18 protein-coding genes are annotated in these 25,323 nt (G+C 56.9%); 12 read left to right on the top strand and 6 right to left on the bottom strand.

Annotated elements, in window-relative coordinates; translation table 11 throughout:
* Nucleotides 1–59 precede the first annotated feature (59 nt).
* Genes leuS through holA form a run of 3 tightly spaced genes read left to right on the top strand, consistent with a single transcriptional unit; the run spans nucleotide 60 to nucleotide 4,275 of the window.
* On the top strand, nucleotides 60–2,690 hold the full coding sequence (gene leuS / locus G6L28_RS12305) for a leucine--tRNA ligase (RefSeq protein ID WP_174064074.1): 2,631 nt from the start codon (nucleotides 60–62) through the stop codon (nucleotides 2,688–2,690).
* The gene (locus G6L28_RS12300; RefSeq protein ID WP_174064072.1) at nucleotides 2,683–3,228 is read left to right on the top strand and encodes a hypothetical protein; all 546 of its coding nucleotides are present in this window, start codon (nucleotides 2,683–2,685) and stop codon (nucleotides 3,226–3,228) included. Before leuS ends, G6L28_RS12300 begins: the two co-directional genes overlap by 8 nt.
* 9 nt (nucleotides 3,229–3,237) lie before the next feature.
* Nucleotides 3,238–4,275, top strand: a complete 1,038-nt coding sequence (gene holA / locus G6L28_RS12295; RefSeq protein WP_174064070.1) for a DNA polymerase III subunit delta — start codon at nucleotides 3,238–3,240, stop codon at nucleotides 4,273–4,275.
* A 125-nt stretch (nucleotides 4,276–4,400) separates the two neighbouring features.
* Here holA and G6L28_RS12290 read toward each other — a convergent pair whose 3' ends face one another.
* The 3 genes from G6L28_RS12290 to denD form a co-directional block, all read right to left on the bottom strand.
* Nucleotides 4,401–5,834 (bottom strand): aldehyde dehydrogenase family protein, encoded by a 1,434-nt coding sequence (locus G6L28_RS12290; protein WP_174064069.1) that lies wholly within the window; start codon nucleotides 5,832–5,834, stop codon nucleotides 4,401–4,403.
* A 179-nt stretch (nucleotides 5,835–6,013) separates the two neighbouring features.
* The gene (locus G6L28_RS12285) at nucleotides 6,014–6,913 is read right to left on the bottom strand and encodes an NAD(P)-dependent oxidoreductase (protein ID WP_174064067.1); all 900 of its coding nucleotides are present in this window, start codon (nucleotides 6,911–6,913) and stop codon (nucleotides 6,014–6,016) included.
* On the bottom strand, nucleotides 6,910–7,896 hold the full coding sequence (gene denD, locus G6L28_RS12280; protein WP_174064065.1) for a D-erythronate dehydrogenase: 987 nt from the start codon (nucleotides 7,894–7,896) through the stop codon (nucleotides 6,910–6,912). The genes G6L28_RS12285 and denD overlap by 4 nt, the downstream gene beginning before the upstream one ends.
* A 161-nt stretch (nucleotides 7,897–8,057) precedes the next feature.
* On the opposite strand from denD, the gene G6L28_RS12275 reads away from it, so the two are divergent.
* The 6 genes from G6L28_RS12275 (at nucleotide 8,058) to G6L28_RS12250 (ending at nucleotide 14,490) form a co-directional block, all read left to right on the top strand.
* Nucleotides 8,058–9,503 carry an FAD-binding oxidoreductase gene (locus G6L28_RS12275; protein ID WP_174064064.1) on the top strand — a complete coding sequence of 482 codons (1,446 nt, stop codon included), beginning with the start codon at nucleotides 8,058–8,060 and terminating at the stop codon, nucleotides 9,501–9,503.
* A gap of 50 nt (nucleotides 9,504–9,553) precedes the next feature.
* The gene (locus G6L28_RS12270) at nucleotides 9,554–10,273 is read left to right on the top strand and encodes a FadR/GntR family transcriptional regulator (RefSeq protein WP_174064063.1); all 720 of its coding nucleotides are present in this window, start codon (nucleotides 9,554–9,556) and stop codon (nucleotides 10,271–10,273) included.
* Between the two features lie 189 nt (nucleotides 10,274–10,462).
* Nucleotides 10,463–11,623, top strand: coding sequence for a fumarylacetoacetate hydrolase family protein (locus G6L28_RS12265; protein ID WP_174064062.1), 1,161 nt, complete (start codon nucleotides 10,463–10,465; stop codon nucleotides 11,621–11,623).
* Nucleotides 11,624–11,643: 20 nt separating this feature from the next.
* Nucleotides 11,644–12,174, top strand: a complete 531-nt coding sequence (locus tag G6L28_RS12260; RefSeq protein ID WP_174064061.1) for a TRAP transporter small permease — start codon at nucleotides 11,644–11,646, stop codon at nucleotides 12,172–12,174.
* A gap of 3 nt (nucleotides 12,175–12,177) precedes the next feature.
* Nucleotides 12,178–13,455, top strand: coding sequence for a TRAP transporter large permease (locus G6L28_RS12255; protein ID WP_174064060.1), 1,278 nt, complete (start codon nucleotides 12,178–12,180; stop codon nucleotides 13,453–13,455).
* 27 nt (nucleotides 13,456–13,482) lie between these two features.
* Nucleotides 13,483–14,490 (top strand): TRAP transporter substrate-binding protein, encoded by a 1,008-nt coding sequence (locus tag G6L28_RS12250; RefSeq protein WP_174064059.1) that lies wholly within the window; start codon nucleotides 13,483–13,485, stop codon nucleotides 14,488–14,490.
* Nucleotides 14,491–14,557: 67 nt separating this feature from the next.
* Here G6L28_RS12250 and acs read toward each other — a convergent pair whose 3' ends face one another.
* Nucleotides 14,558–16,516 carry an acetate--CoA ligase gene (gene acs, locus G6L28_RS12245; protein ID WP_174064058.1) on the bottom strand — a complete coding sequence of 653 codons (1,959 nt, stop codon included), beginning with the start codon at nucleotides 16,514–16,516 and terminating at the stop codon, nucleotides 14,558–14,560.
* 230 nt (nucleotides 16,517–16,746) lie between these two features.
* On the opposite strand from acs, the gene G6L28_RS12240 reads away from it, so the two are divergent.
* Nucleotides 16,747–17,448 carry a DUF1013 domain-containing protein gene (locus tag G6L28_RS12240; protein ID WP_174064057.1) on the top strand — a complete coding sequence of 234 codons (702 nt, stop codon included), beginning with the start codon at nucleotides 16,747–16,749 and terminating at the stop codon, nucleotides 17,446–17,448.
* Between the two features lie 157 nt (nucleotides 17,449–17,605).
* Here the strand turns inward: G6L28_RS12240 and G6L28_RS12235 are convergent, their stop codons facing one another.
* A complete protein-coding gene (locus G6L28_RS12235) occupies nucleotides 17,606–18,580 on the bottom strand; it encodes an alpha/beta hydrolase family esterase (protein ID WP_174064056.1) in 975 nt (324 codons plus the stop codon).
* A gap of 283 nt (nucleotides 18,581–18,863) precedes the next feature.
* The gene (locus G6L28_RS12230) at nucleotides 18,864–20,645 is read right to left on the bottom strand and encodes a glucan ABC transporter ATP-binding protein/ permease (protein ID WP_174064241.1); all 1,782 of its coding nucleotides are present in this window, start codon (nucleotides 20,643–20,645) and stop codon (nucleotides 18,864–18,866) included.
* Nucleotides 20,646–20,999: 354 nt separating this feature from the next.
* On the opposite strand from G6L28_RS12230, the gene G6L28_RS12225 reads away from it, so the two are divergent.
* Nucleotides 21,000–21,737: a LuxR family transcriptional regulator gene (locus G6L28_RS12225; protein ID WP_174064055.1), complete on the top strand. Its 738-nt coding sequence runs from the start codon at nucleotides 21,000–21,002 to the stop codon at nucleotides 21,735–21,737.
* Nucleotides 21,738–21,848: 111 nt separating this feature from the next.
* Nucleotides 21,849–25,310, top strand: a complete 3,462-nt coding sequence (pyc, locus tag G6L28_RS12220; RefSeq protein ID WP_174064054.1) for a pyruvate carboxylase — start codon at nucleotides 21,849–21,851, stop codon at nucleotides 25,308–25,310.
* Nucleotides 25,311–25,323: the final 13 nt, after the last annotated feature.

Here is a 25,323-nt window from a genome sequence, read left to right as displayed (position 1 = left end):
GGTCGTTTCATGGTGAAGGTCAGCGCAAATTTACCCCTCGATACCCGGATTTCAGAAGTATGGCCATCGAACGTTATAATCCTCGCGACGCCGAGCCGCGCTGGCAGCAGCAATGGAACGAAGACAAGGTCTTCGTGACGGACAACAGCGACGCCCGTGAGAAATATTACGTTCTAGAGATGTTCCCGTATCCTTCGGGCCGCATCCATATGGGTCATGTGCGCAACTATGCCATGGGCGATGTCGTCGCTCGTTATAAGCGCGCACGCGGCTATAATGTTCTGCACCCCATGGGCTGGGATGCCTTCGGTATGCCCGCAGAAAACGCCGCGATGCAGAACAAGGTCCACCCCAAGGACTGGACCTACCAGAACATCGCCACAATGCGCAATCAGCTGAAGTCCATGGGCTTGTCTCTGGACTGGACGCGCGAATTCGCGACCTGCGATGTGGATTATTACCACCGCCAGCAGTCGCTGTTCATCGACTTCATGGAAAAAGGTCTGGTTTACCGCAAGCAGTCCAAGGTAAACTGGGATCCGGTCGATCACACGGTTCTGGCAAACGAACAGGTTATCGACGGTCGCGGCTGGCGCTCCGGTGCGCTGGTCGAACAGCGTGAACTGACGCAATGGTTCTTCCGCATCACCGATTTCAGCCAGGATTTGCTGGATTCGCTGGATGAGCTGGACCAGTGGCCGGAAAAAGTCCGCCTGATGCAGAAGAACTGGATCGGCAAGTCCGAAGGACTGTCTTTGCGCTGGCAGACGGTTGCCGCAACGGCACCTGCCGGTTTCGACGATATCACCGTCTACACGACACGCCCGGACACGCTTTTCGGCGCATCTTTCCTCGCCATTGCCGCTGACCATCCGTTGGCAAAGGCTCTGTCAGATAAGAATGCAGGAATTGCCGAGTTCTGCGACGAATGCCGTCGTCAGGGTACGTCTCTCGCTGCGCTGGAAACGGCTGAGAAAAAGGGGCTGGACACCGGCGTCAAGGTCAAGCATCCGCTCGATTCATCCTGGGAGCTGCCGGTCTATATCGCCAACTTCGTCTTGATGGATTACGGCACCGGCGCAATCTTCGGTTGCCCGTCCGGCGACCAGCGCGATCTGGATTTCGCCCGTAAATACGGCCTGCCGGTCGTGCCGGTCGTCATGCCGGAAGATGGCGATGCGGAGACCTTCGCTGTGGGCGATACCGCCTATGTCGATGACGGCATCATGATCAATTCGCAGTTCCTGAACGGCATGAAGACGACGGATGCTTTCGAAGCCGTCGTCACCAAGCTGTCCGCTCAGACGCTGGGCAGCGAACCGCAGGCCGAGCGTAAGGTCAATTTCCGTCTGCGCGACTGGGGTATTTCGCGCCAGCGCTATTGGGGCTGCCCGATACCGGTCATCCATTGCGAAGTCTGCGGTGTGGTGCCGGTTCCGAAGAAGGATCTGCCGGTCAAGCTGCCGGATGACGTCACCTTCGACGTACCCGGTAACCCGCTGGATCGCCACGCGACCTGGCGTCATGTCGCTTGCCCGCAATGTGGGCACGATGCACGTCGCGAAACTGACACCATGGATACGTTCGTGGATTCCAGCTGGTATTTCGCCCGCTTTACCGCGCCATGGGAAGATCAGCCGACCGACCCGAAGGTCGCCAATCGCTGGCTGCCTGTCGACCAGTATATTGGCGGTATCGAACATGCGATCCTGCATCTGCTCTATTCCCGTTTCTTCACCCGCGCGATGAAGGAAACCGGCCATGTGGACGTGAAGGAGCCCTTCAAGGGCCTGTTTACGCAGGGCATGGTGGTTCACGAAACCTACCGCCTCGGCGAAGGCCAGAACGGCCAGTGGGTTGTGCCTGCTGAAATCCGCATCGAGGAAGTGGATGGCAAGCGCCGCGCCTTCATGCTGGAGGGCGGCGAGGAAGTCGCCATTGGCTCCATCGAGAAGATGTCGAAGTCGAAGAAGAACGTTGTCGATCCAGACGATATCATCGCGTCTTACGGTGCCGATACAGCCCGCTTCTTTGTGCTCTCCGACAGCCCGCCAGATCGGGATGTCATCTGGTCGGAAGCGGGTGTCGAAGGTGCTCATCGCTTCGTCCAGCGTGTCTGGCGCATCATCGGCGAAGCTGCCGAAGAGCTGAAGAGTGTCAAAGCTGCTGCGGCAACGGAAGGCGAAGGTCTTGCCGTTTCCAAGGCCGCGCACAAGACGCTGAAGGCCGTTCAGGACGATCTGGACAAGCTGGCCTTCAACAAGGCGATTGCCCGCATCTACGAATTCGTCAACACGATTGCTGGACCTCTGGCGGAAATCGCCAATGGTGGAAAGACAGACGATGTGAAGGCGGCTTCTCGCGAAGCGGTGGAAATCCTCATCCGCCTGATAGCGCCGATGACACCGCATTTGGCAGAAGAATGCTGGAAGGTTCTGGGCAACACGGGTCTGGTTGCAAAAAGCGCATGGCCGAACTTCGTACCCGCGCTTTGCGAGGAGAACGATGTCGTGCTCCCTATCCAGATCAACGGTAAGAAGCGTGGCGAATTGACAATCGCGCGCGATGCGGATCAAAATGCCGTCCGCGCCGCAGTGCTGGAACTGGACGCCGTGAAAGCGGCGTTGGCCGGCTCCCAGCCGAAGAAAATCATCGTGGTTCCACAAAGGATTGTGAACATTGTTGTCTGACGCCAATTCCAGATGGGGCCGCATAGCAGCCACAATTTCAGTCGTTCTGTTCGCAGGTATTCTTGCTGGTTGTCAGGTGCGCCCGCTTTACGGCGTTGCCTCGGGTACCCGTGAGAAGCTTGCCTCCGTCAACTTCTCGACGGCCAATGATCGCATCACGCAGGAAGTGCGCAACCACTTGGTATTCCTGGCTTATGGCGGGGAAGGTGCGCCGCTCAGGAAGGATTACGAAGTCAAGCTGGTTGTCACCTCCAGCGCGACGACCACGGAAGTCACCAACGATACCAATCTGTCTGTCGGCAGAAGCAACTATGACGGCCCTTATCCGGGTCGCGTGACGATGACTGGCAAATATGTACTGACGCGCATTTCCGACGGTCAGGTGCTGCGTTCAGCCACCCGCGTCGTCACGGCGATGCTCGATCTTCCGCAGCAGGAATTTGCGAAGATTCGTGCCGTGCGCGATGGCGAAAACCGTGCCGCCCGTGAGTTGGCCGAGATCATCCGCACGGATATTGCCGCCACGCTCAGCCGCTAAGCTGTTGTCATGACGGAAATCAAATCCCACGAGTTCGAACGCTTCGCCGAAAGACCGGCGGAGCGTTTTCGTATTTTCGTTCTTTACGGTCCCGACCGTGGGCTTGTGTCGGAACGGGCGGCAATCATTGCCTCCAGGACTGGGATCGATCCGAACGACGCCTTTGCCAGCCTCAAACTCACCGTTTCCGATTTGCAGGGCGATCCCGGTCGTTTGCTGGATGAAGTGAACGCCATTGGCCTTTTCGGTGGCGAAAAGCTGGTTTGGGTGAAGGGCGCTGCCAATGAAAAAGCATTGGTGGATGCGCTGCAGATACTCTCCGAAAATCCGCCGGAATCGAGCTTCCTCATCATCGAGGCGGGGGATATCAAGAAAGGCACGGGTCTTCGCAAGATCGCCGAACCATCACGGGCCGTTGCCGCCATCCCCTGTTATGCCGATGACGCTCGTGCGCTCAACGCCTTGATCGATCACGAACTGGCAGAGGAAAGTCTTCGCATCGCCCCAGCCGCTCGCACGCGGCTGATCGAATCGCTTGGCGGCGACCGGATCGCGTCGCGCAACGAGGTCAGAAAGCTGGCGCTCTATTGCCGCGGCCGCGATGTGATCGAAGAAGACGATGTGATGGCAATCATTGGCGACGCCAGCGCGGTTTCGGCGGATGATGCCGTGGACGCCATTCTGAAAGGCGACCGCAACGCATTCTTTCATGCCACGCAAAAGATCATCTCCTCCAAGACGCCGATCTTTCTGGTGCTTCAGGGGTGTTTGCGCCAGTTTCAGTTGCTGGACCAGATGCGCGCCGAAATGGATGAGAAGAAGTTGCAGGCCGGTCAGGTCATGCAGACACTCGGACGCGGCATTCATTTCCGCCGCAAGCCGGTGATCGAACGTGCGTTACGCACATGGCAGCCAGCGGCGATAGCAAGAGAAATGAACCGCTTGCAGGCCGCAATTCTGCAAAGCCGCCAGCGGCAAAGTCTGGAAGAAAGCGTTGCCCTGCTGACGCTTCTGGCGACCACGCTTCAGGCAGGTCGCGGTCAGTAATCCCCGTTTACTTTCAAGCCGACAGTTCCGCTGGACAGCCAATCATTCGGGATAGCTGGACGCTATCCATGCTGATTACAAAAAAATCCCCGGACCATGCCGGGGATTTTCGTTTCTGTTGGTCATCAGGCCAGCGTGTAAGCGGTCTTGACCGTGGTGAAGAACTCGTTGGCATATTTGCCCTGTTCGCGCGGGCCAAAAGAAGAAGCCTTGCGTCCGCCGAACGGTACGTGGAAATCCACGCCAGCGGTCGGCAGGTTGACCATGACCATGCCAGCTTCGGCATTGCGCTTGAAGTGGGTCGCATGCTTGAGGCTGGTGGTGGCGATGCCGGAGGACAGGCCGAATGGCGTGTCGTTGGCAACGGCCAGAGCCTCATCATAATCCTTCACGCGGATGACAGCGGCAACAGGTCCGAAGATTTCTTCCTGCGAGATGCGCATGTCATTGGTTGCTTCGGTAAACAGCGTCGGCTGAAGGAAGAAGCCGGGGGTGCCGCGCTCCAGAACTTCGCCGCCAAAGGCAAGCTTTGCGCCTTCCTTCTTGCCGATCTCGATGTAGTCGGTGTCCTGCTTCAGCTGCTTTTCATCAACGACTGGACCGACATGGGTTTCCTTGTCCAGCGCGTGGCCGACATTGATCTTGGCAAGACGTTCGGACAATGCCGCAACGAACTTGTCGTGGATGCCCTCTGTGACGATGATACGCGAGGATGCCGTGCAGCGCTGGCCGGTGGAGTAGAAGCCGGAATTGGCGGCGGCTTCAACGGCAACACCGAGATCGGCGTCATCCAGAACGACGAAGGGGTTCTTGCCACCCATTTCCAGCTGGAATTTGCGGTTGAACGGCAGGGACGATGCAGCAACGCGCTGGCCGGTGCCGGTGGAGCCGGTGAAGGTGATGCCAGCGAGATCCTTGCTGTCGAGCATGGCCTGACCAACGACCGAGCCGCGACCCATGACGAGGTTCAGCACGCCTTTCGGCAGACCCGCGCGATGCAGGATATCGACGATGGCCCAGGAGCAGCCCGGAACCAGATCGGCAGGCTTGAAGACGACAGTGTTTCCGTAGCAAAGAGCAGGCGCAATCTTCCATGCCGGAATAGCAATTGGGAAGTTCCACGGCGTGATGATGCCGATGACGCCGAGCGGCTCGCGGGTGATTTCAACGCCGATATTGGGGCGTGCAGACGGAATGACTTCGCCTGCCAGACGAAGCGCTTCGCCAGCGAAGAAATCGAAAATCTGGGCGGCGCGGATGGTTTCGCCAATACCCTCGGCCAGAACCTTGCCTTCTTCACGGGCCAGAAGAGCGCCGAGTTCTTCCTTGCGGGCAAGGATTTCGTCGGCGGTCTTTTTCAGGATCGCGTGGCGTTCCAGAATGCCGGAGCGCGACCATGCGGGAAAGGCAGCCTTGGCAGCGGCAATCGCCTGCTTGGCGTCGTCAGCAGAGGCCTGTGCGTAAAGGCCAACGACCTCGTTTGTGTCGGACGGATTGATGTTCTTCGAAGTTTCGGCTCCGATCCACTCGCCGCCGATGAGGTTCTGATGGATGGTCATGGACATGCTCCCTTTGATGCTGAGGCAAACGTCTATGCGCCGCCCCGCTTCTTATGAAAAGACCTTTCGGTCATGGAATTATGACGCTGCGCAGAGAATGTGCGCAGCAAAGCCGGGGCGACCATATGTCATATTATGTCTTGGCGAAAGTCACCATACGACGAGTTTGGCAGAATCTTTTATGCCGGTTTCTGGCGGTTGTTCAGCTTCTCGAGATACAGCAGAATACCGCTGTGATCCACGTCCGCACCACCATCGCTGACGAAGTCGTCGAACTCGCGAGTTACCTGCTGCGTGAGTGGCAGCGTCAGTGCCAGATCTTCCGCCGTTGCCAATACGCCATTCAGGTCTTTCAGTTGGAATTTCGATGGGCCGCCCGGTACGAAGTCGCGCTTGACCATGCGTTCGCCATGCAATTCGAGAATGCGGCTTTCGGCAAAGCCGCCGCGGATGGCGTTGCGGAAACCTTCCCGCGATGCCCCTCCTGCTTCGACCAGCATCATGGCTTCAGCCACGGCCCCGATTGTGATCGCGACGATCTGCTGGTTGGCGAGTTTGCAGAGTTGCCCCGCACCGGAAGGGCCGACATAGGTCAGTCTGCCCATCGCGGAGAAAATATCCGCAAGGCTGTTGACGATAGCCTCGTCGCCGCCCGCCATGATCGCCAGTGTTCCGGCCGTTGCACCCGGCACGCCACCTGACACCGGAGCATCCAGGTGATGGACGCCGAGCGCTCCAAGTTTTGCCGAGTGGTCGCGTGCAATCGGTGGAGCGATAGAGCTGCTATCGATGACGACGGCGCCCTTGCCGAGCGCTGCCGCCACGCCCATTTCGAACAAAACTTCCCCCACTGCCTTGCCGTTGCTCAACATGGTGATGACGACATCTGCGCCCTGGGCGGCCTCTGCCGGAGAATTGGCGAGCACCGCTCCATCGGCAACAAGCGCCTGCGCCTTCTCGGTGCTTCGGTTCCAGACCCGCACGGCAAAGCCGGCCTTTAGAAGATTACGCGCCATCGGCCCGCCCATCAGGCCGGTTCCAATGAAGGCGATGGTCCATTTAGATGCGGATCCGGTCATTTCAGCGAACCTCCCAATTCATCCTCGATATGAACCTTGATAATATCTTCGAATGAGCTTTCCGATGTAAAGCCGAGGTCTCGGGCGCGTTTGGCTTCAAAGCCCGGAGCCCAGCCTTCGCACATGCGCATGATCATTTCGTTCGGCTCGCGGCGGATCAGCGACACTGCCTTGTCTCCAGCGACTTTGCGAAGAGCTTCGATCTGCTCGCCAACGGTTGCGCTCAGGCCAGGCATGGAAAGATTGCGACGCGGGCCGACTTTTTCCATGTCGATCGTCGCGCCGTGCAAAAGGAAGCCAACCGCGGAACGCGGCGAGGTATGCCAGTGGCGAATGCTTTCTGGCACTGGCAAGACTGCTTCCTGGCCGACCAGCGGTTCGCGCAGAATATTGGAGAAAAAGCCGGACGCTGCGGCATTTGGCTTGCCGGGGCGAATACAGATGGTGGGCAGGCGAATGCCGATGCCTCCGAAGAAACCGCGGCGGCTGTAATCTGACAGCAGCAATTCGCAGATCGCCTTCTGCGTGCCATAACTGGTGAGCGGCGTGGTATGGAATTCGTCCGGGATAGGGTAAGGCAGCGGTGCGCCGAACACGGCGATCGACGAGGTAAAGACCACGCGGGGCGTATAGCCATCCTGATCATGCGCCAGACGAATCGCATCAAAGAGATAGCGGGTACCATCCAGATTGATGCGATATCCCTTGTCGAAATCCAGCTCCGCTTCTCCAGAGACGATAGCGGCCAGATGAAAAATGACATCCGGGCGTCCGCTTACCAGCTTTTCCGCTTCACCGGGGGCCGAAAGATCAGCAGCGCGTGCATCGACCGTACCTGAAAAGCCTTCGGGACGTTCCGGCTCAAAAATGTCGATCAGCGTGAATTTTTCAATGCTGAGCCCATTAAGACCGCCATCTTTCACAAGCTTTTGGGTCAATTTGCGCCCAACCATGCCAGCTGCGCCGATGATTGCGATATGCATGCGTATTCCTCCGCTTCCGTGATGGTAGGAAAACTGGACCGCCAAAAACGCTCGGATCAAGTTTTATCTTGTAGGGTTGTCTGATAACCTTATATCGTCTCCGTTGAAACAGTTTTTTCAAAAGAGATGATGAAGTTCGCTTCAGAGTAGAGAGGGGCGGCATGCCTGACGTGGCGGAGAGTTTATTGGAAGGTCTGCGGCTTTCGCTGAGAAAATATCTCGGTGCTGCAATGGTGATGACCGATGACGAAGATATGGTGCGCTACTGCCGCGACTGGCATGGTGATGTTGTCACCACGGCGGTTGCGGTTCTTCGTCCTCGCTCGGTCGTAGAAGTGTCCGCTGCCGTGCGGGCTTGCGCTGAGCTGAAGCTTTCGATCATCCCGCAAGGAGGAAATACCGGCCTCGTCCTGGGCGGCATCCCTGATGCTCCGACAAGGCAGGTCATTATCAGCCTCGAGCGTATGAACGCAGTGCGGGCAATCGATGCGGATGATTTTTCCGCCGTCGTGGAAGCGGGCTGTGTTCTTTCCGAGTTCAAGGACAAGGTGCAGGAACAGGGCATGTTCTTCCCGCTATCGCTCGGCGCTCAGGGTTCCTGCCGTATCGGCGGTAATGTGTCTACCAATGCAGGAGGCATCAATGTTTTGCGCTACGGCATGACGCGCGAACTGGTGCTGGGGCTTGAAGTCGTTCTGCCGGATGGGACGATCTGGAATGGTCTTTCAACATTGCGCAAGGACAATCGGGGCATCGATCTGAAGCAGCTTTTTATCGGCGCGGAAGGCACGCTCGGCATCATCACGGCGGTATCGGTCAAGCTCTACCCGAACCCCGAGCATGTCGAAACGGCGCTGCTCGGTTTGAATTCGCTGGATGATGCGATCAAGCTCTACCGGCGCGCGCGCCGCGACTGCTGCGACCTGATGTCGGCCTTCGAGTTCATGCCCCCCGTTGCCTTTACCCTTGCCATGGAAGCTATTGCCGATCTGAAAATGCCGATTGCAGCGGACTATCCCGCCTATGTGCTGATGGAGATTTCGGGCTCCGGTCTGGTCGATACTGCCGATCTCATGGGGCGTTTCCTCGAAGGCGTGATGGAGGAGGGGTTGGTGCTGGATGGCGTTATTGCTTCGTCCCAGGCTCAAGCCCGGTCGCTTTGGCTTTTTCGCGAAGGCATGAATGAGGGGCAGGCGTTGCGTGGTTCGCATATGCGCACGGATATTTCCGTACCGCTTTCCAAGCTTGCCGAATTTGTTGCCGAAGCCGAAGCCGAACTCGCATCCAGGCTACCGGAATGTCTGGCCGTTTCCTACGGCCACGTCGGAGATGGCAATGTGCATCTGAACGTCCTGCCGCCGAACGGCGGCACGCGTGAACAGCGCGACGCCTATATCTACAAATCGAAGGTAATCGTGAACGACGTGCTGGACCGCTACGCCGGAAGCATCAGCGCCGAACACGGTATTGGTCGCCTCAAGCGCGACGATTTCGAAGCACGTCTGACGGACGTTCAAAGGCAGATGATTCTCGGATTGAAAAAGGCTTTCGACCCGGGGCTTAGGATGAATCCCGGTTGCCAGATCAGTGTGCAAACCGTTAGCTAGATCAAGTAGAGATGCGGGCGATCAGGCGCATCTCTATCATTGGGGGCATCATGACGCTGGAATTCAACCAGATACATCGTAACGATCATCTGCCGGGAAGGATTGCGGCTGAGATTGCGCGTGAAATTCATGACGCCAAGCTTGCGCCCGGTGACAAGCTGCCGACGGAACATGTCCTGTCCAAGACTTTCGGTGTCAGCCGCTCGGTCATTCGCGAGGCAATCGCGCAACTGCGAAACGAGGGTGTCGTGGAAACGCGGCAGGGCGTGGGTGCTTTCGTAACTGATCCGCGCCAGCGCGTTTCTATCCGGGTCGAGCGTTCCAAGCTCAACGATCCCGATAACTTCCGTAATCTGTTCCAACTCCGCATGCCGCTTGAAATCGAGGCTGCGGGCCTTGCCGCGGTTCATCGCTCACCCGCCCAGTTGAAAAAGCTGCAAGCGGCACTGGAGCGTATGCGAAACACGCCGGAATGGGAAAAGGATGGCGTTGCCGCTGATCTCGATTTTCATCGCACATTGGCTGAAGCCACGCAGAACGACTACTTTCTGATGTTCCTCGGTTTCATCGCAGAGCGGATAAGCTCGGCGATCAATATCGCTTTCTCCCGCGCAGTGTTTGGGGAAATTCTGGATGTTACCATCGCCGAACATGTGGCGATATACGAAGCCGTTGCAAAGGGCGATGCTGTAGCCGCGCGCCAAGCCATGCGCGCACATTTGTTGGGCGCAGCGCGAAGAGTTAATCTTGAAGTTGAAACCTATGAGTAAATCAGACTTCATCTTCACCGAAGCTTGATTATGGGTTGCAGCCGTCCCCATTGAAATCAAAGGGTAAGACTGGACTATTCCAGCGACGCAGATTATGAGATGAACATACTCAGGTTGTCTGATATTCAGACAATATGGCAATTGCGGAGGTGGCGATTGTCGGGAGAGTGCCAGGAGGAGGAGTAAGACATGGCTGCTGCCAGAACCGTCGACGCATCATCGATTTTGCCTGATGATCATCAAGATGCACTCTTGATCGGTCGTGTCTGGTCAAAGTCGGAAGACGGCCCATGTCCTGTCATCCTCAAGGACGGCGTTCTCTACGATCTCTCAAAACTTGCGCCTACTGTCTCCGAAATTCTCGAACAGCAGGATCTCGTTGAGCGCCTGGCCTCCGTCTCGAGCTTCGTCGCGCTTGGTACCTTGGATGCGTTTCTGGATGAATCTGCGGGCGAGCTTCTCGCGCCGAACGACATCCAGGCGGTGAAGGCGGCGGGCGTGACTTTTGCCGACAGCATGCTTGAGCGTGTCATAGAAGAGCAGGCCAAGGGCGACCCGCTGCGTGCGCAGGAAATCCGCTCGCGACTGGCGCCGGTTCTTGGCGATAGCCTCAAGGGTCTGGAGGCGGGCTCGGAGAAAGCCGCCGAAGTCAAAAAGCTTCTTCAGGAGATGGGGCTTTGGTCTCAGTATCTGGAAGTCGGCATTGGCCCTGACGCTGAAATCTTCTCCAAGGCGCAGCCCATGTCATCGGTGGGATGCGGTGCGTTGATCGGGATTCATCCGAAATCGCAATGGAATAATCCTGAGCCTGAAGTCGTGCTCGCCGTCACCTCCAATGGCCGTATCGTCGGTGCTGCGCTCGGCAACGACGTGAACCTCCGGGATTTCGAAGGTCGTTCCGCACTCCTGCTCAGCAAGGCAAAAGACAATAACGCCTCCTGCGCCATCGGTCCGTTCATTCGCCTGTTCGACGAAGACTTCACGTTGGACGATGTGAAGAAGGCGCAAATCTCGCTTCTGGTCGAAGGAGAAGACGGCTTCACCATGACGGGTGTCAGCCCGATGGAGGCCATCAGCCGCAGCCCGGAAAATCTGGTTTCGCAGCTTCTCAACCGCGATCACCAGTATCCCGACGGCGCGATATTCTTCCTCGGCACCATGTTTGCGCCGGTGAAGGACAGGCATGGACCAGGCCTTGGATTTACGCACGCAAAGGGAGACCGTGTGGAAATCTCAACGCCGAAACTTGGGCGACTGATCAATTGGGTGGCCAGTACCTCCGAATGCCCGCAATGGACGTTTGGGACTTCGGCGCTCATGCGCAACCTCGCAAAACGAGGTCTACTCTAAGTCATTCTCGGGAGGGGACGATGCAGAAAACAATCAATATCTTTTATCGCATTCTGGAAATCATTCTGATCGCACTGCTCGCGGGTATGGCGATCATGGTCTTCGTGAATGTCGTCATGCGCTACACCATGAACTCCGGCATCAACGTGTCCGAGGAAATGGCGCGCTATTTCTTCGTGTGGATCACCTTCATCGGTGCCGTCGTGACCTTCCGCGAAAATAGCCATATGGGCATCGAAACGCTCGTCATGTTCCTGTCGCGGCGCATGCGCATCGTCTGCATGATCCTGTCGAACATCATCATTCTCATCTGTTCCGCTATCTTCTTCTGGGGCACCTGGAAGCAGTCCGGTATCAATGCCAGCATGCATGCACCGGTTACCGGTCTCTCGATGATCTGGGTCTACGGTATCGGCATGTTCACTGGCGGCATCATGTTCATCATCGCGCTTGAACGGCTCTACCGGCTTTTGACCGGCAAGGTGAAGGAAGAGGAAATCGCCGCCTTTGCAGGCGAAAACCTCACCATCGAACAGCTTTCGGAGCGCTGATACATGACACTTCTGGTTTTTATCGGCTCTCTTCTGGGCGCCATGGCCATCGGCGTACCCGTTGCATTCGCGCTGATGTTCTGCGGCGTCGTGCTGATGTGGTACATGGGTATGTTCAACACGGCGATCATCGCCCAGAACATGATTTCCGGCGCTGACACCTTTACGCTGCTTGCCATTCCATTCTTCATTCTGGCGGGCGAACTGATGAATGCCGGCGGCCTGTCGCGCCGAATCATCGATTTCGCCATTGCACTGGTCGGTCACATTCGCGGCGGTCTTGGAATCGTTGCCATCGTGGCTGCCATCATCATGGCCAGTATTTCCGGTTCAGCTGCTGCCGACACGGCGGCTCTTGCGGCGATCCTGATCCCGATGATGGCGAAGGCCGGTTACAATATTCCGCGTTCCGGTGGTCTGATCGCCGCAGGCGGCATCATTGCCCCGGTCATTCCGCCATCCATGGCCTTCATCGTCTTCGGTGTTGCGGCAAATGTCTCGATCACCCAGCTTTTCCTTGCCGGTATAGTACCGGGCATCCTGATGGGCGCTTCGCTCATCATCGCCTGGCTGATCGTTGTCCGTAAGGACGATATCAAGCCGCTGCCAAAGGCTTCGGCCAAGGAACGTCTCATGGCGACCGCCCGTGCGGGATGGGCGCTCGGCATGCCCGTCATCATTCTCGGTGGCATCAAGGCCGGTATCATGACGCCGACCGAGGCTGCGGTCGTGGCTGCTGTTTACGCTCTCTTCGTCGGCATGGTCATCTACCGCGAACTGAAGCCGTCCGACCTTGCGCATGTCTTCCTGCGCGCGGCGAAAAGCACGTCGATCATCATGTTCCTTGTGGCGGCAGCTCTCGTGTCCGCATGGCTGATCACGGCGGCAAACATTCCGAATGAAGTCGCTGGCTACATCGAACCTCTGATCGACCGTCCGATGCTGTTGATGGTCGCAATGATGGTTCTCGTCTTCATCGTCGGTACCGCACTCGACCTGACGCCGACCATCTTGATCCTGACGCCGGTTCTGATGCCGATCGTCAAGCAGGCGGGTATCGATCCGGTCTATTTTGGCGTGCTGTTCATCATGAACAACGCCATTGGTCTCATCACGCCACCTGTCGGTGTCGTGCTCAATGTGGTTTCGGGTGTCGGGCGCATTCCGCTCGGCAAGGTCACGGTCGGCGTCTGGCCGTTCCTTGTTGCCGAAACCATCGTCCTGGCGCTGCTGGTCATCTTCCCGCAGATCGTCATGGTACCACTGGAATATCTTCGCTGATTTCTTGAAGCTCAAAGGGAGGAAACTATGAGAAAGCTACTTCTGGTCACCACGGCCATCGCATTTGCAGCCAGTGCCGCAGCCCCGGCATTTGCGGAATTTAACAGCCGCACGATCCGCGTATCGAACGGCATCAACCAGGATCATCCGGTCGGTAACGGCATCAAGGCCATGCAGGCCTGCCTCGATGAAAAGACCGGCGAGAAGCTGAAGATCACGGCATTCTGGGGCGGCGCTCTGGGTGGCGACCTTCAGGCGACGCAGGCATTGCGTTCCGGTGTTCAGGAGGCCGTGGTCACGTCTTCTTCGCCGTTGGTCGGCCTCATCCCGGCGCTCGGCGTATTCGATCTGCCATTCCTGTTTGCCAATGAAAAGGAAGTGGACGCCGTTCTCGATGGCGAGTTCGGTGAGATGATGAACAAGAAGCTGGAAGAGCAGGGTCTCGTTAACCTTGCCTACTGGGAAAACGGTTTCCGTAACCTCTCCAACTCCAAGCATGCGGTCAACAAGTGGGAGGATTTCTCCGACCTCAAGGTCCGCGTGATGCAGAACAACATCTTCCTAGACACCTTCCAGAACCTTGGTGCAAACGCAACGCCGATGGCTTTCGGTGAAGTCTTCTCGGCGCTCGAAACCAACGCCATCGACGCGCAGGAAAACCCATATGTGACGATCGACACGTCGAAGTTCTACGAAGTGCAGAAGTTCGTAACCGAGACGAACCACGCCTACACGCCGTTCCTGTTCCTCTTCTCCAAGCCGATCTTCGACAGCTATACGCCGGAAGAGCAAGCCGCACTGCGTGAATGCGCCGTTGTTGGCCGCGACGAAGAGCGCAAGGTCATTCGTGAACTGAACCAGAAGTCGCTTGACAAGATCAAGGCTGCTGGTCTTACGGTCAACACTCTGTCTCCTGAAGAGCAGAACCGCATCCGCGAGAAATCAGCAGTCGTCTATGAAAAGCACAAGGCGCAGATCGGGCCGGAAGTGGTCGATGCCATTCAGGCTGAGTTGAAGAAGGTTCGTGCTCAGTAAGAGTTCAACTTTTTGCAGCAATGAAGAAACCCGGTGATTTGCGTCACCGGGTTTTTATTTTTGTCCGTCAGGCCGCGACCGGCTTGTTTTGCCTGTTTTCGATCAGGTCGTCCACGACAGCTGGATCGGCCAGAGTCGAGGTGTCACCCAGCGAGCCGTAATCGTCTTCGGCGATCTTGCGCAGGATGCGGCGCATGATCTTGCCGGAGCGTGTCTTGGGAAGGCCGGGGGCGAACTGGATCTTGTCCGGTGTTGCGACCGGACCGATCTCCTCACGCACATGCTTGACGAGTTCCGCACGCAGCGCGTCGTCGCCACTTTGTCCGGCCATCAGCGTTACATAGCAGTAGATGCCCTGTCCCTTGATGTTATGCGGATAACCGACAACCGCAGCCTCGGAGACGAGGTTGTGCGACACAAGCGCCGACTCCACTTCTGCCGTGCCAAGGCGGTGGCCGGAAACGTTCAGCACGTCATCGACGCGCCCGGTGATCCAGTAGTAGCCATCCTCGTCGCGGCGGCAGCCGTCGCCAGTGAAATATTTCCCCTTATAGGTCGAGAAATAGGTGTCGATGAAACGCTGGTGGTCGCCATAGACCGTGCGGGCCTGTCCCGGCCAGCTATCGGTGATGCAAAGATTTCCGTCCGCTGCACCTTCCAGCACCTTGCCTTCGGCATCGACCAGTTGCGGCTGGACGCCGAAGAACGGGCGCGTCGCGGAGCCGGGCTTGAGGTCGGTCGCGCCTGGAAGCGGTGAAATCAGGATGCCGCCCGTTTCCGTCTGCCACCATGTATCGACGATTGGGCTCTTGTCGTCGCCGACGACATGGTAATACCATTCCCAGGCTTCCGGGTTGATCGGCTCGCCCACGGTACCGAGAAGGCGGATGCTGGAGCGCGAAGAGCGCTTGACGAAGTCGTCGCCTGCACCCATCAGCGAACGCAAAGCAGTTGGCGCGGTGTAGAAAATATTGACCTTGTGCTTGTCGATGACTTCCCAGAATCGACCTTGATCAGGAAAGTTCGGAACGCCTTCGAACATCAGCGTTGTCGCGCCGTTCGCCAGCGGTCCATAGACGATATAGGAGTGCCCGGTGACCCAGCCGACATCGGCGGTGCACCAATAGATATCGCCGTCCTTGTAATCGAACACATATTCATGGGTCATAGAGGCATAGACGAGATAGCCGCCGGTGGTGTGCAGAACGCCCTTGGGCTTACCGGTGGAGCCTGACGTATAGAGGATGAACAGCGGGTCTTCCGCTTTCATCTTCGCAGGCTCGCAATGTGGCTTCACGGTTGCCACTTCCTGATGATACCAAAGATCGCGGCCCGGCGCCCAGTTGGTCTTGCCGCCGGTACGGCGCACGACCAGCACCTTGTTGACGATAACATGCTGGCGGGCGGCGATGTGGATCGCCTTGTCGGTATTTTCCTTGAGTGGAATGGGCTTGCCGCCGCGCACGCCCTCATCGCAGGTAATGACGAAGGTGGACTGGCAGTCGACAATACGCCCCGCCAGCGCTTCTGGTGAAAAACCACCGAAGACGACGGAATGGATCGCACCGATACGGGCGCAGGCCAGCATCGCATAGGTCGCTTCCGGGATCATCGGCATGTAGATGGTGACGCGATCACCCTTTTTAACACCCTGCTTCTTCAGCACGTTGGCCAGGCGGCAGACGGCGTCGTAAAGCTGGTTATAGGTTATCCTCTTGTCGATATATGGGTTATCGCCCTCCCAGATGATTGCCGTACGCTCGCCGTGGGTTTTTAGATGACGATCAATGCAGTTATAGGAGACATTCGTCAGCCCGTCTTCGAACCATTTGATCGGTACCTTGCCTTTGAATGAGGTGTTCTTGACCTTGGTATATGGTTTGAACCAGTCGATCCGCTTTCCGTGCTTGCCCCAGAACTTCTCCGGATCCTCCACGCTGTCCTGATACCATTTCAGGTATCGGTCGTTGTCGATCAGCGTGCCAGCTTTGGCGGATTTGAGGACCGGATAGACCTTTGCAGACATGAACTCCTCCTTGCAGAATGTCTTTTAGTGGCGCTGGAAACTCCTCATCTCCAGGCATGTACACAATTCATAGCAGGTGGATTGCATCCGGCAATTAGACAAAGGTCATTTGTCGCTCAAACAATTGCAATTCTGATGCAATCCGGTTATAGAGCGGACATATCCCGGAAATTAGTGGTTTAATATCCACGTCCCGCACCCCGGAGCGGACGGACAGAAGGACTGTATCTATGGCTCAAACACTGCTTATGCCGAAGGCGACCGCCGTCTGGCTCGTGGACAACACGGCGCTGTCGTTCGATCAGATCGCGACGTTCTGCAAGCTTCACCCGCTCGAGGTCAAGGCAATCGCCGATGGCGAAGCCGCACAGGGCATCAAGGGCCTCGACCCGATTGCGACCGGACAGCTTTCCCGTGACGAAATCGCGCGCGCCGAAGCCAATCCAAACCACAAGATCAAGCTGTCCGAGCCGAAGGTTCGCGTTCCTGAGTCCAAGCGTCGCGGCCCTCGTTATACACCGGTTTCCAAGCGTCAGGACCGCCCGAACGCCATTCTGTGGCTGGTGCGTAACCATGCCGAGCTGAAGGACGCGCAAATCTCGCGCCTCGTCGGTACCACCAAGTCCACCATCGAACAGATCCGTGACCGCACCCACTGGAACTCGGCCAACCTGACGCCGATGGACCCGGTGACGCTTGGCCTCTGCAGCCAGATCGACCTTGACCTGGAAGTCGAACGCGCATCGCGTGGTCGTCCGCTCCCTACACAGGAAGAGCTGGACGCGACATTGCAGCCTGCAAGCACCACCGAAAAGCTCGGCTTCGACTACGATCGCGAGGAAGAAAAGGAAATCGACGCCAACGCCGTTTTCGCCAAGCTTTCGTCGCTCAAGTCGACCCGCACGGATGAAGAGGAAGACGATCAGTATTGATCGTCGCATGATTTGCGGAGCGTTTCTCTTTAACAAGGAAACGCTCCAATGCGTTTACGGCGGAAAATATTTCAGCAGTTCTTCAATAACCGTGCGCCTAGACGCAGGTGCCTGCTGTCACAGTGGTTGACGTTCTATCCTCGCTGTACCGAAAATGTCAGTTTTCCGTTGCTTTGAAGAATGACCATATCTCGTCGGTCGCATTCACTTCGTGAGAAACCTTCCCCACAATGTTCTGGATACGCAGCATCGCGGTGCTCGAAGGCCAGGTATGGCCTGCATCCGCTATGACGTAAGAAGCTATCCGAGCGCCTTCTTTGCAATCGTCATATTGCGACAGTGTCAGCTGACCTTTGTTTTCAATGGTCGGCTTTGCGGTGCAACCATTTAACTGCACCCAGCGATCAAGTGCCGCTTGTGCGCCGTATTGCCAATAGGGGCGGCCACCGCCATCATAGGGATTGATCGCGTCTTTCGCCCCCGCAAAGGCAATAAAGGAGAGGGTAGCTTTCGGTGTGCAAGTTGCCGCGTCGGGGTGCCATTTTCCGTTGTCATCTTTTGGATAACCCGCCCGCAGTCCTGCCACGAAACCGGCAGCGGCAAAGCCTGTTTCTCCATTGCAAATATATTGAGAAAGCAAACGTGCGCCACCGGAATAGCCGGTGCCATAGACCTTCGTCTCGTCTATACAAAATCGCTCCGAAAGCGCGGTGATTGCATCGTTGATGAAGCGGATGTCATCTGGTCCATCGCCCTTCGTTACACCTGGTATGTTCCAGCTAAACGTGCCGGGCTTGGTGCTCGGTATTGCACCTTGGAGCGCCACTGCGATAAAGCCTTCGCGCTCTGCAACCCGCTCCCACTCGCTTCGGTCCATCTGCTCATCTGCGGTGCTGGTGCTGCCATGAAAATCCAGCACAGCGGGCACTTTTTGATGGCCGCTATAATTGGAGGGAACAAAGTAGACGACGGTGCGGGTTTGCCCGCCGGAGGTGAGCTCGAAGCTGCTGCGCCCCGCCTCAAAGGTGTTCCCGCATCCCGATGCAAACACGTTCGATGCAAAGAGAAGTGGGGAGAGCCCACCTATGATTACAGAATATTTCAGTGAACGATAAAAATCTTTTTTTGACACCTTGAGCCCTCTTTATACCGAAGCCAATAAACCTAGCGTTCGAGAGGTATAGGCGTCGAAGCCACACGCCAACGGAGCAAATTCCAAATAGGGTGCTCAAATCGGAATATTCGATCAACAGCACCGGGCCAGCTTTTTGGGAGTTGCATAGCCGCTTTATCACCGGGAAATGAAGACGTTCGCGCCATCAGGGCCAGAACTCTTCTTAGGAATTGTTGCCCCTGTATCGCTCTTTGCGTACCTCTCCCGGCATCGCCTCTCGGTGATGTCGGGAGGTGTGCAATCAGGCGTGATCGGCCTGTCTCAGTGGCACGACGTTCGGAGCGCTGGATTTCTCGTCGTTACCGACGAGTCCGCTTGCCCTCAACAGTGACGTAAAGCGACCGCCGCGCAGGCTCAGTTCATCGAATGTGCCCTTCTCGATAACGCGGCCATTGTCCATGAACAGCACGAGGTCGGCGTCGCGTACCGTCGAAAGACGGTGGGCGATGATGAATGTCGTGCGATCCTTGCGCAGAGCATCGACAGCGTCCTTGACGCGTGCTTCGGTCTCCACGTCGAGCGCACTGGTCGCTTCATCGAGAACGAGGATTGGCGCATTCTTCAGGACGGCACGGGCGATGGCAATACGCTGGCGCTCGCCGCCGGACAGCCGGTTTCCGCGTTCGCCAACCTGCGTCATATAGCCATTGAGGCGACTATCGATAAAGTCTGTCGCTGCCGCTGCGGCCGCTGCCTGCGCAACTTCGTCGTCCGTTGCCGTATCACGACCGAGACGTATGTTGTCGCGGATGGATCGGTTTAGCAAGCCGGCATCCTGGAACACGGTGGCGATGGAATGACGAAGCGACTGGCGTGTGACGGTTGAAATGTCGATGCCGTCAACGAGAATCTGACCCGAGCTCGGATCATAGACGCGCTGGAGAAGATTGATCAGCGTAGTCTTTCCCGCGCCGGTCGGTCCGACGATGGCGACCGTCTGGCCGGCGTGGGCCACGAACGAGACGTCATGGACGCCCTGCTTCGTGTTGGCGAAGCCGAAATTGACATCGCGAAACTCGACTGTTCCTTCGACGTGACCAAGTTCCTTGGCGCCTTTCGGCTCTTCCCTCTCCTGAACGGAATCTTCGAGTTTGAAGAAATCCTCAAGCTTGGCACGAGCCTCGAAAATTTGCGTGGCAAAGGCCCGCATCTGGTCAAGACGGCCAATCAGCAGGTTCGCGAAGCCGATGAAGGCAATAACGTCACCTACGCGCAACTCGCCTTTCTGTACGAGAATCGTACCGATAATCAGAATGATCATCATCGAAAGGGTGGAGGCGGTACGGTTCAGCGCGCTTGCCAATGCCCACCAATCGAGCACTGGATATTGGGCGCTCAGCAGACGCTCGGTGAAGGATTTCAGCGCCTTGGTTTCCGCTTCGATACGGTTGTAGCTGTGGAGCACTGATACGTTGCTGATGGAATCGCTCACATGGGCAAATACGGAGTGGTAATGCTCCTCGACGGAAGCCTGACCTTCCTTCGTTCTGTTCATCACCCATTTGCCGATGAACCAATAAACAGTTCCAAGCGCGATCAGCACGATACTAAGGCGAACGTCCATCGCGATGGCTGTAGGAATAAGGAAGGCAAGCGCCACGAATGTCGCCAGATGGGTGCGCATGAATTCGAGCCATAGCCCGAACAATGTTTCGCTTGCGCGCAGCAGCGTATGCAGCGCGTTCGACGTACCGCGCTGGTGATGCCAGGAAAGCGGCATGGAGATAATGCGGCCAAAGGCTTCCGTAAGAAGGGATGCGCGTCTACCATGCGCCAGACGGTCCGCTTCACGCGCGACTGCGACGTATGCAACAGTGTTGAAAACGCCGAACGCCGCCCAAAGGATCAGGATGTTCGTGACATTCGATCCGGAGGAAATCGCATCGATAATGCGTCCGAACAAGATGGGTTCAGCGATGGTGATGGCCGCGAGGATGACGTTCGCAACAACGACGACTGCGACCCGCCACTTGTTGGTGGCCAGATAGCGCATGGCGCGCATGTAAACCTGAAACAGTGTCAATTCCCAAATCCCGTCTTCATACCAGTTTTGGAGTGGGCTTCTTCGCACAGCCCCTCCCATGCATGTGCAGAAGCGTCTTCCGGTAATGCAAGCTGTTGTTTTATCGCATTTTCCACATGAATGGCCGCTTAACGGATGTCTGTGTCGGGGTGGTAACTCAAAAAATCATCCACTATCATGACGAATTTGGCTTTGGCTGCCAAACTGCAAGATTTCGCGGAATGGTTTTAACCAATGATAACTTTATGACGTAAATGTTTGGACTGGCGATGATCCGGGCCGCATGAAGTGCCCAGGAGGAAGACTTCCCTCGAAAGCGTCAATGTTGTCTCGTTTTTTCAGGGTCTTCTATAGATGCATAACGTCTTACAATTCTTGTCTGTGTGTGACGAGGGCGCAAGCCGTGAACGCTTCCTAGCCGCATTTTCTGAGCTAATTCGTCATTACGGGTTTGAATATTACAGGATGTCGCGTCGCTCAGATGCGGATGTGATATTGAACGGCGCCGTGCTGGTCGAAAAGCTGCCTTCTGGCTGGCACGAAATCTACGCTGCAAAGAAATACGACGCCGTCGATCCTGTGAAGCGAACTCTGGGCCTGTTGCAGAGGCCGTTTCGGTGGCGGGATGTCATAGGTCTTCTTCCTCAAGCCAGCCACCGCAAAAGAGCCGCCAAACTTTTTCAGGATGCCGCCAGAATGGGAATGCGGGAAGGCTATGCATTTCCTATCCATGGTCGAAACGGGCTTATTGGCGGCGTTTTTGTCAGCGGGCAGGGATGCTACTTCACGCCCCCCGAACTCCAGCTATTCGAGGCGGCCATGCGGGCTGCATTCTGGAAGATGCTGGACCTTTCCGGCCAGTTGAAGGACGTTCTTACGGTTCCGGATTTGTCGGTAGCGCAGATAACAAAACGGGAACTCGAAGTGCTGACCCTGCTTGCCCAGGGCCTCACTTCGCCGGAAATCGGCAAAAGCCTGTCGATTTCCAACCATACCGTGGACTGGTACATCAATGGCATTCAGCGCAAGCTCAATGCCAGGAACCGCCAGCACGTTGTCGCGCTCGCGTTCAGGTATGGCGTTATCGCTTAACCGGGCTGCGTACGGCCAACGCCATATTCGCCCTTTCCAAGTGTAACATTTGCTGCTTAATTTCGCGGTGCAGCATCTGATCTTGCTTGCTAAGGTTTGTGGGAGGCCGTCTTGAAAATATCAAAAATTCTCGTCGCCAATCGTTCCGAGATCGCAATCCGCGTCTTTCGCGCGGCCAACGAGCTTGGCATAAAAACGGTGGCGATCTGGGCGGAGGAGGACAAACTCTCCCTGCACCGTTTCAAGGCGGACGAGAGCTATCAGGTCGGTCGAGGCCCGCATCTTGCCAAGGATATGGGACCCATCGAAAGTTATCTCTCGATCGAGGAGGTGATCCGTGTCGCCAAGCTTTCCGGTGCCGACGCAATCCACCCCGGTTACGGCCTTCTGTCCGAGAGCCCCGAGTTCGTAGAAGCCTGCAAGGCAGCGGGTATCGTGTTCATCGGACCGACGCCAGAGACCATGCGTCAGCTCGGCAACAAGGTTGCTGCCCGCAATCTGGCGATTTCGGTCAATGTACCAGTCGTGCCCGCAACCGAACCGCTGCCAGACGATCTGTCGGAAGTCGAGCGCATGGCCGAGGAGATCGGTTATCCGGTGATGCTCAAGGCCTCCTGGGGCGGCGGCGGTCGAGGGATGCGCGCCATCCGCAAAAAGGAAGATCTTGCCCGCGAGGTGACGGAAGCCAAGCGTGAGGCGAAAGCGGCGTTCGGCAAGGATGAAGTTTATCTTGAGAAGCTGGTAGAACGTGCGCGTCACGTCGAAAGTCAGATTCTCGGCGATACCCACGGCAATGTCGTGCATCTGTTTGAGCGCGATTGTTCGATCCAGCGACGTAACCAGAAGGTGGTCGAGCGTGCGCCCGCGCCCTATCTTTCCGAAGAGCAGCGGGAGGAACTCGCCAATTATTCGCTGAAAATCGCAGGCGCTACGAACTATATTGGCGCAGGCACCGTCGAATATCTGATGGATGCGGATACCGGCAAATTCTACTTCATCGAAGTGAACCCGCGTATTCAGGTGGAACACACCGTCACCGAAGTCGTGACCGGCATCGATATCGTCAAGGCACAGATTCATATTCTGGAAGGTGCCGCCATTGGCACACCGGAATCGGGCGTGCCTGCCCAAAGCGATATCCGTCTCAATGGCCATGCGCTTCAATGCCGCATCACCACGGAAGACCCGGAGCACAACTTCATTCCCGACTATGGTCGCATCACCGCCTATCGTTCCGCATCGGGTTTCGGCATCCGTCTGGATGGGGGCACGTCTTATACCGGTGCTGTGATCACCCGATATTACGATCCGCTGCTGGTCAAGGTCACGGCCTGGGCGCCGCGCCCGGATGAGGCGATCAACCGTATGGACCGTGCACTTCGCGAATTCCGTATCCGAGGTGTCGCGACCAACCTTACCTTCCTCGAGGCCATCATCGGTCACGAGAAATTTCGCAACAATACTTATACTACGCGCTTCATCGATTCGACGCCGGAACTGTTTGCGCAGGTCAAGCGTCAAGACCGCGCAACCAAACTGCTGACCTATCTGGCCGACGTGACCGTTAATGGGCACCCCGAAACCAAGGGTCGCGCAAAGCCGTCGGAAAAATCGGCAAAGCCGGTCGTTCCCTATATCGACGCACCGACGCCGGATGGGACCAAGCAGTTGCTGGACAGACTGGGTCCAAAGGGTTTTGCTGACTGGATGCGCAATGAAAAGCGCGTTCTGGTAACGGACACCACCATGCGCGACGGTCACCAGTCGCTGCTGGCCACCCGTGTCCGCACCCACGATATCGCCCGCGTGGCCAATGTCTACGCCAAGGCCTTGCCGCAACTGCTTTCACTGGAATGCTGGGGTGGCGCAACCTTCGATGTTTCCATGCGCTTCCTGACGGAAGACCCATGGGAGCGTTTGTCCCTGATCCGCGAAGGTGCCCCGAACCTGTTGTTGCAGATGCTGCTGCGTGGCGCAAACGGCGTCGGCTACAAGAACTATCCGGACAACGTCGTCAAATACTTCGTGCGCCAAGCCGCGAGAGGCGGAGTCGATCTGTTCCGCGTGTTCGACTGCCTGAACTGGGTGGAAAACATGCGCGTTTCGATGGACGCAATCGCGGAAGAGAACAAGCTCTGCGAAGCCACCATCTGCTATACGGGCGACCTGCTGAATTCGGCGCGCCCGAAATACGATCTCAAATACTACACGAACCTTGCTGCCGAATTGGAAAAGGCGGGGGCGCATATCATTGCCGTAAAGGACATGGCGGGTCTGTTGAAGCCTGCGGCTGCCAGGGTTCTGTTCAAGGCGTTGCGCGAAGCAACTAGCCTGCCGATCCATTTCCACACCCATGATACGTCCGGCATCTCGGCCGCTACGGTTCTCGCGGCGGTCGATGCGGGTGTGGATGCCGTGGATGCCGCCATGGATGCCTTTTCCGGCAACACGTCGCAGCCATGCCTTGGCTCCATCGTTGAAGCGCTTGCCGGTTCCGAACGCGACACAGGCCTCGATGCGGAATGGATTCGCAAGATTTCCTTCTACTGGGAAGCCGTGCGCAATCAATATGCCGCCTTCGAAAGCGACCTCAAGGGTCCGGCATCCGAAGTCTATCTCCATGAAATGCCGGGCGGCCAGTTCACCAATCTCAAGGAGCAGGCCCGCTCGCTCGGTCTCGAAAGCCGTTGGCATGAGGTAGCGCAGGCTTATGCCGACGCCAACCAGATGTTCGGCGACATTGTAAAGGTCACGCCGTCGTCCAAGGTCGTCGGTGACATGGCGCTGATGATGGTCTCTCAGGATCTGACGGTTGCCGATGTAGAAAATCCTGAGAAAGAAGTGTCTTTCCCGGATTCGGTCGTCTCCATGCTGAAGGGTGATCTCGGTCAGTCGCCAGGCGGCTGGCCGCAGGCGTTGCAGAAGAAAGCACTGAAGGGCGAACAGCCCTACACGGTTCGTCCCGGCTCGCTGCTGACGGATGCCGACCTCGATGCGGAGCGCAAGGAGATCGAAACCAAGCTGGAGCGCTCGGTCGATGATTTCGAGTTCGCGTCCTATCTGATGTACCCGAAGGTCTTTACCGACTTCGCGCTGGCATCCGAAACCTATGGTCCGGTGTCTGTCCTTCCTACGCCCGCCTATTTCTACGGTATGGAAGATGGCGAGGAACTGTTTGCCGATATCGAGCGCGGCAAGACGCTGGTCATCGTCAATCAGGCCTCTTCCGGTACGGATGACAAGGGCATGGTCACCGTTTTCTTCGAGATCAACGGTCAGCCGCGCCGTATCAAGGTGCCAAACCGCGCCCATGGCGCGACAGGTTCTGCCGTGCGCCGCAAGGCCGAACCTGGTAATTCTGCCCATGTTGGCGCACCGATGCCGGGTGTCATCTCCCGCGTCTTCGTCAATCCGGGGCAGGACGTTAAGGCAGGAGATGTGCTGCTCTCCATCGAAGCCATGAAGATGGAAACCGCGCTGCATGCGGAACGTGATGGAAAGATAGCTGAGGTTCTCGTCAAGCCAAGCGATCAGATCGACGCCAAGGATTTGCTGATCGCATACGGCGAATAGCTCCCCACCAAAC

The organism is Agrobacterium larrymoorei (genome assembly GCF_013322225.1).
Taxonomy (GTDB): domain Bacteria; phylum Pseudomonadota; class Alphaproteobacteria; order Rhizobiales; family Rhizobiaceae; genus Agrobacterium; species Agrobacterium larrymoorei_A.
Note: the sequence above shows the minus strand (reverse complement) of the source record. Positions and strands in the feature narration are given on the sequence as shown.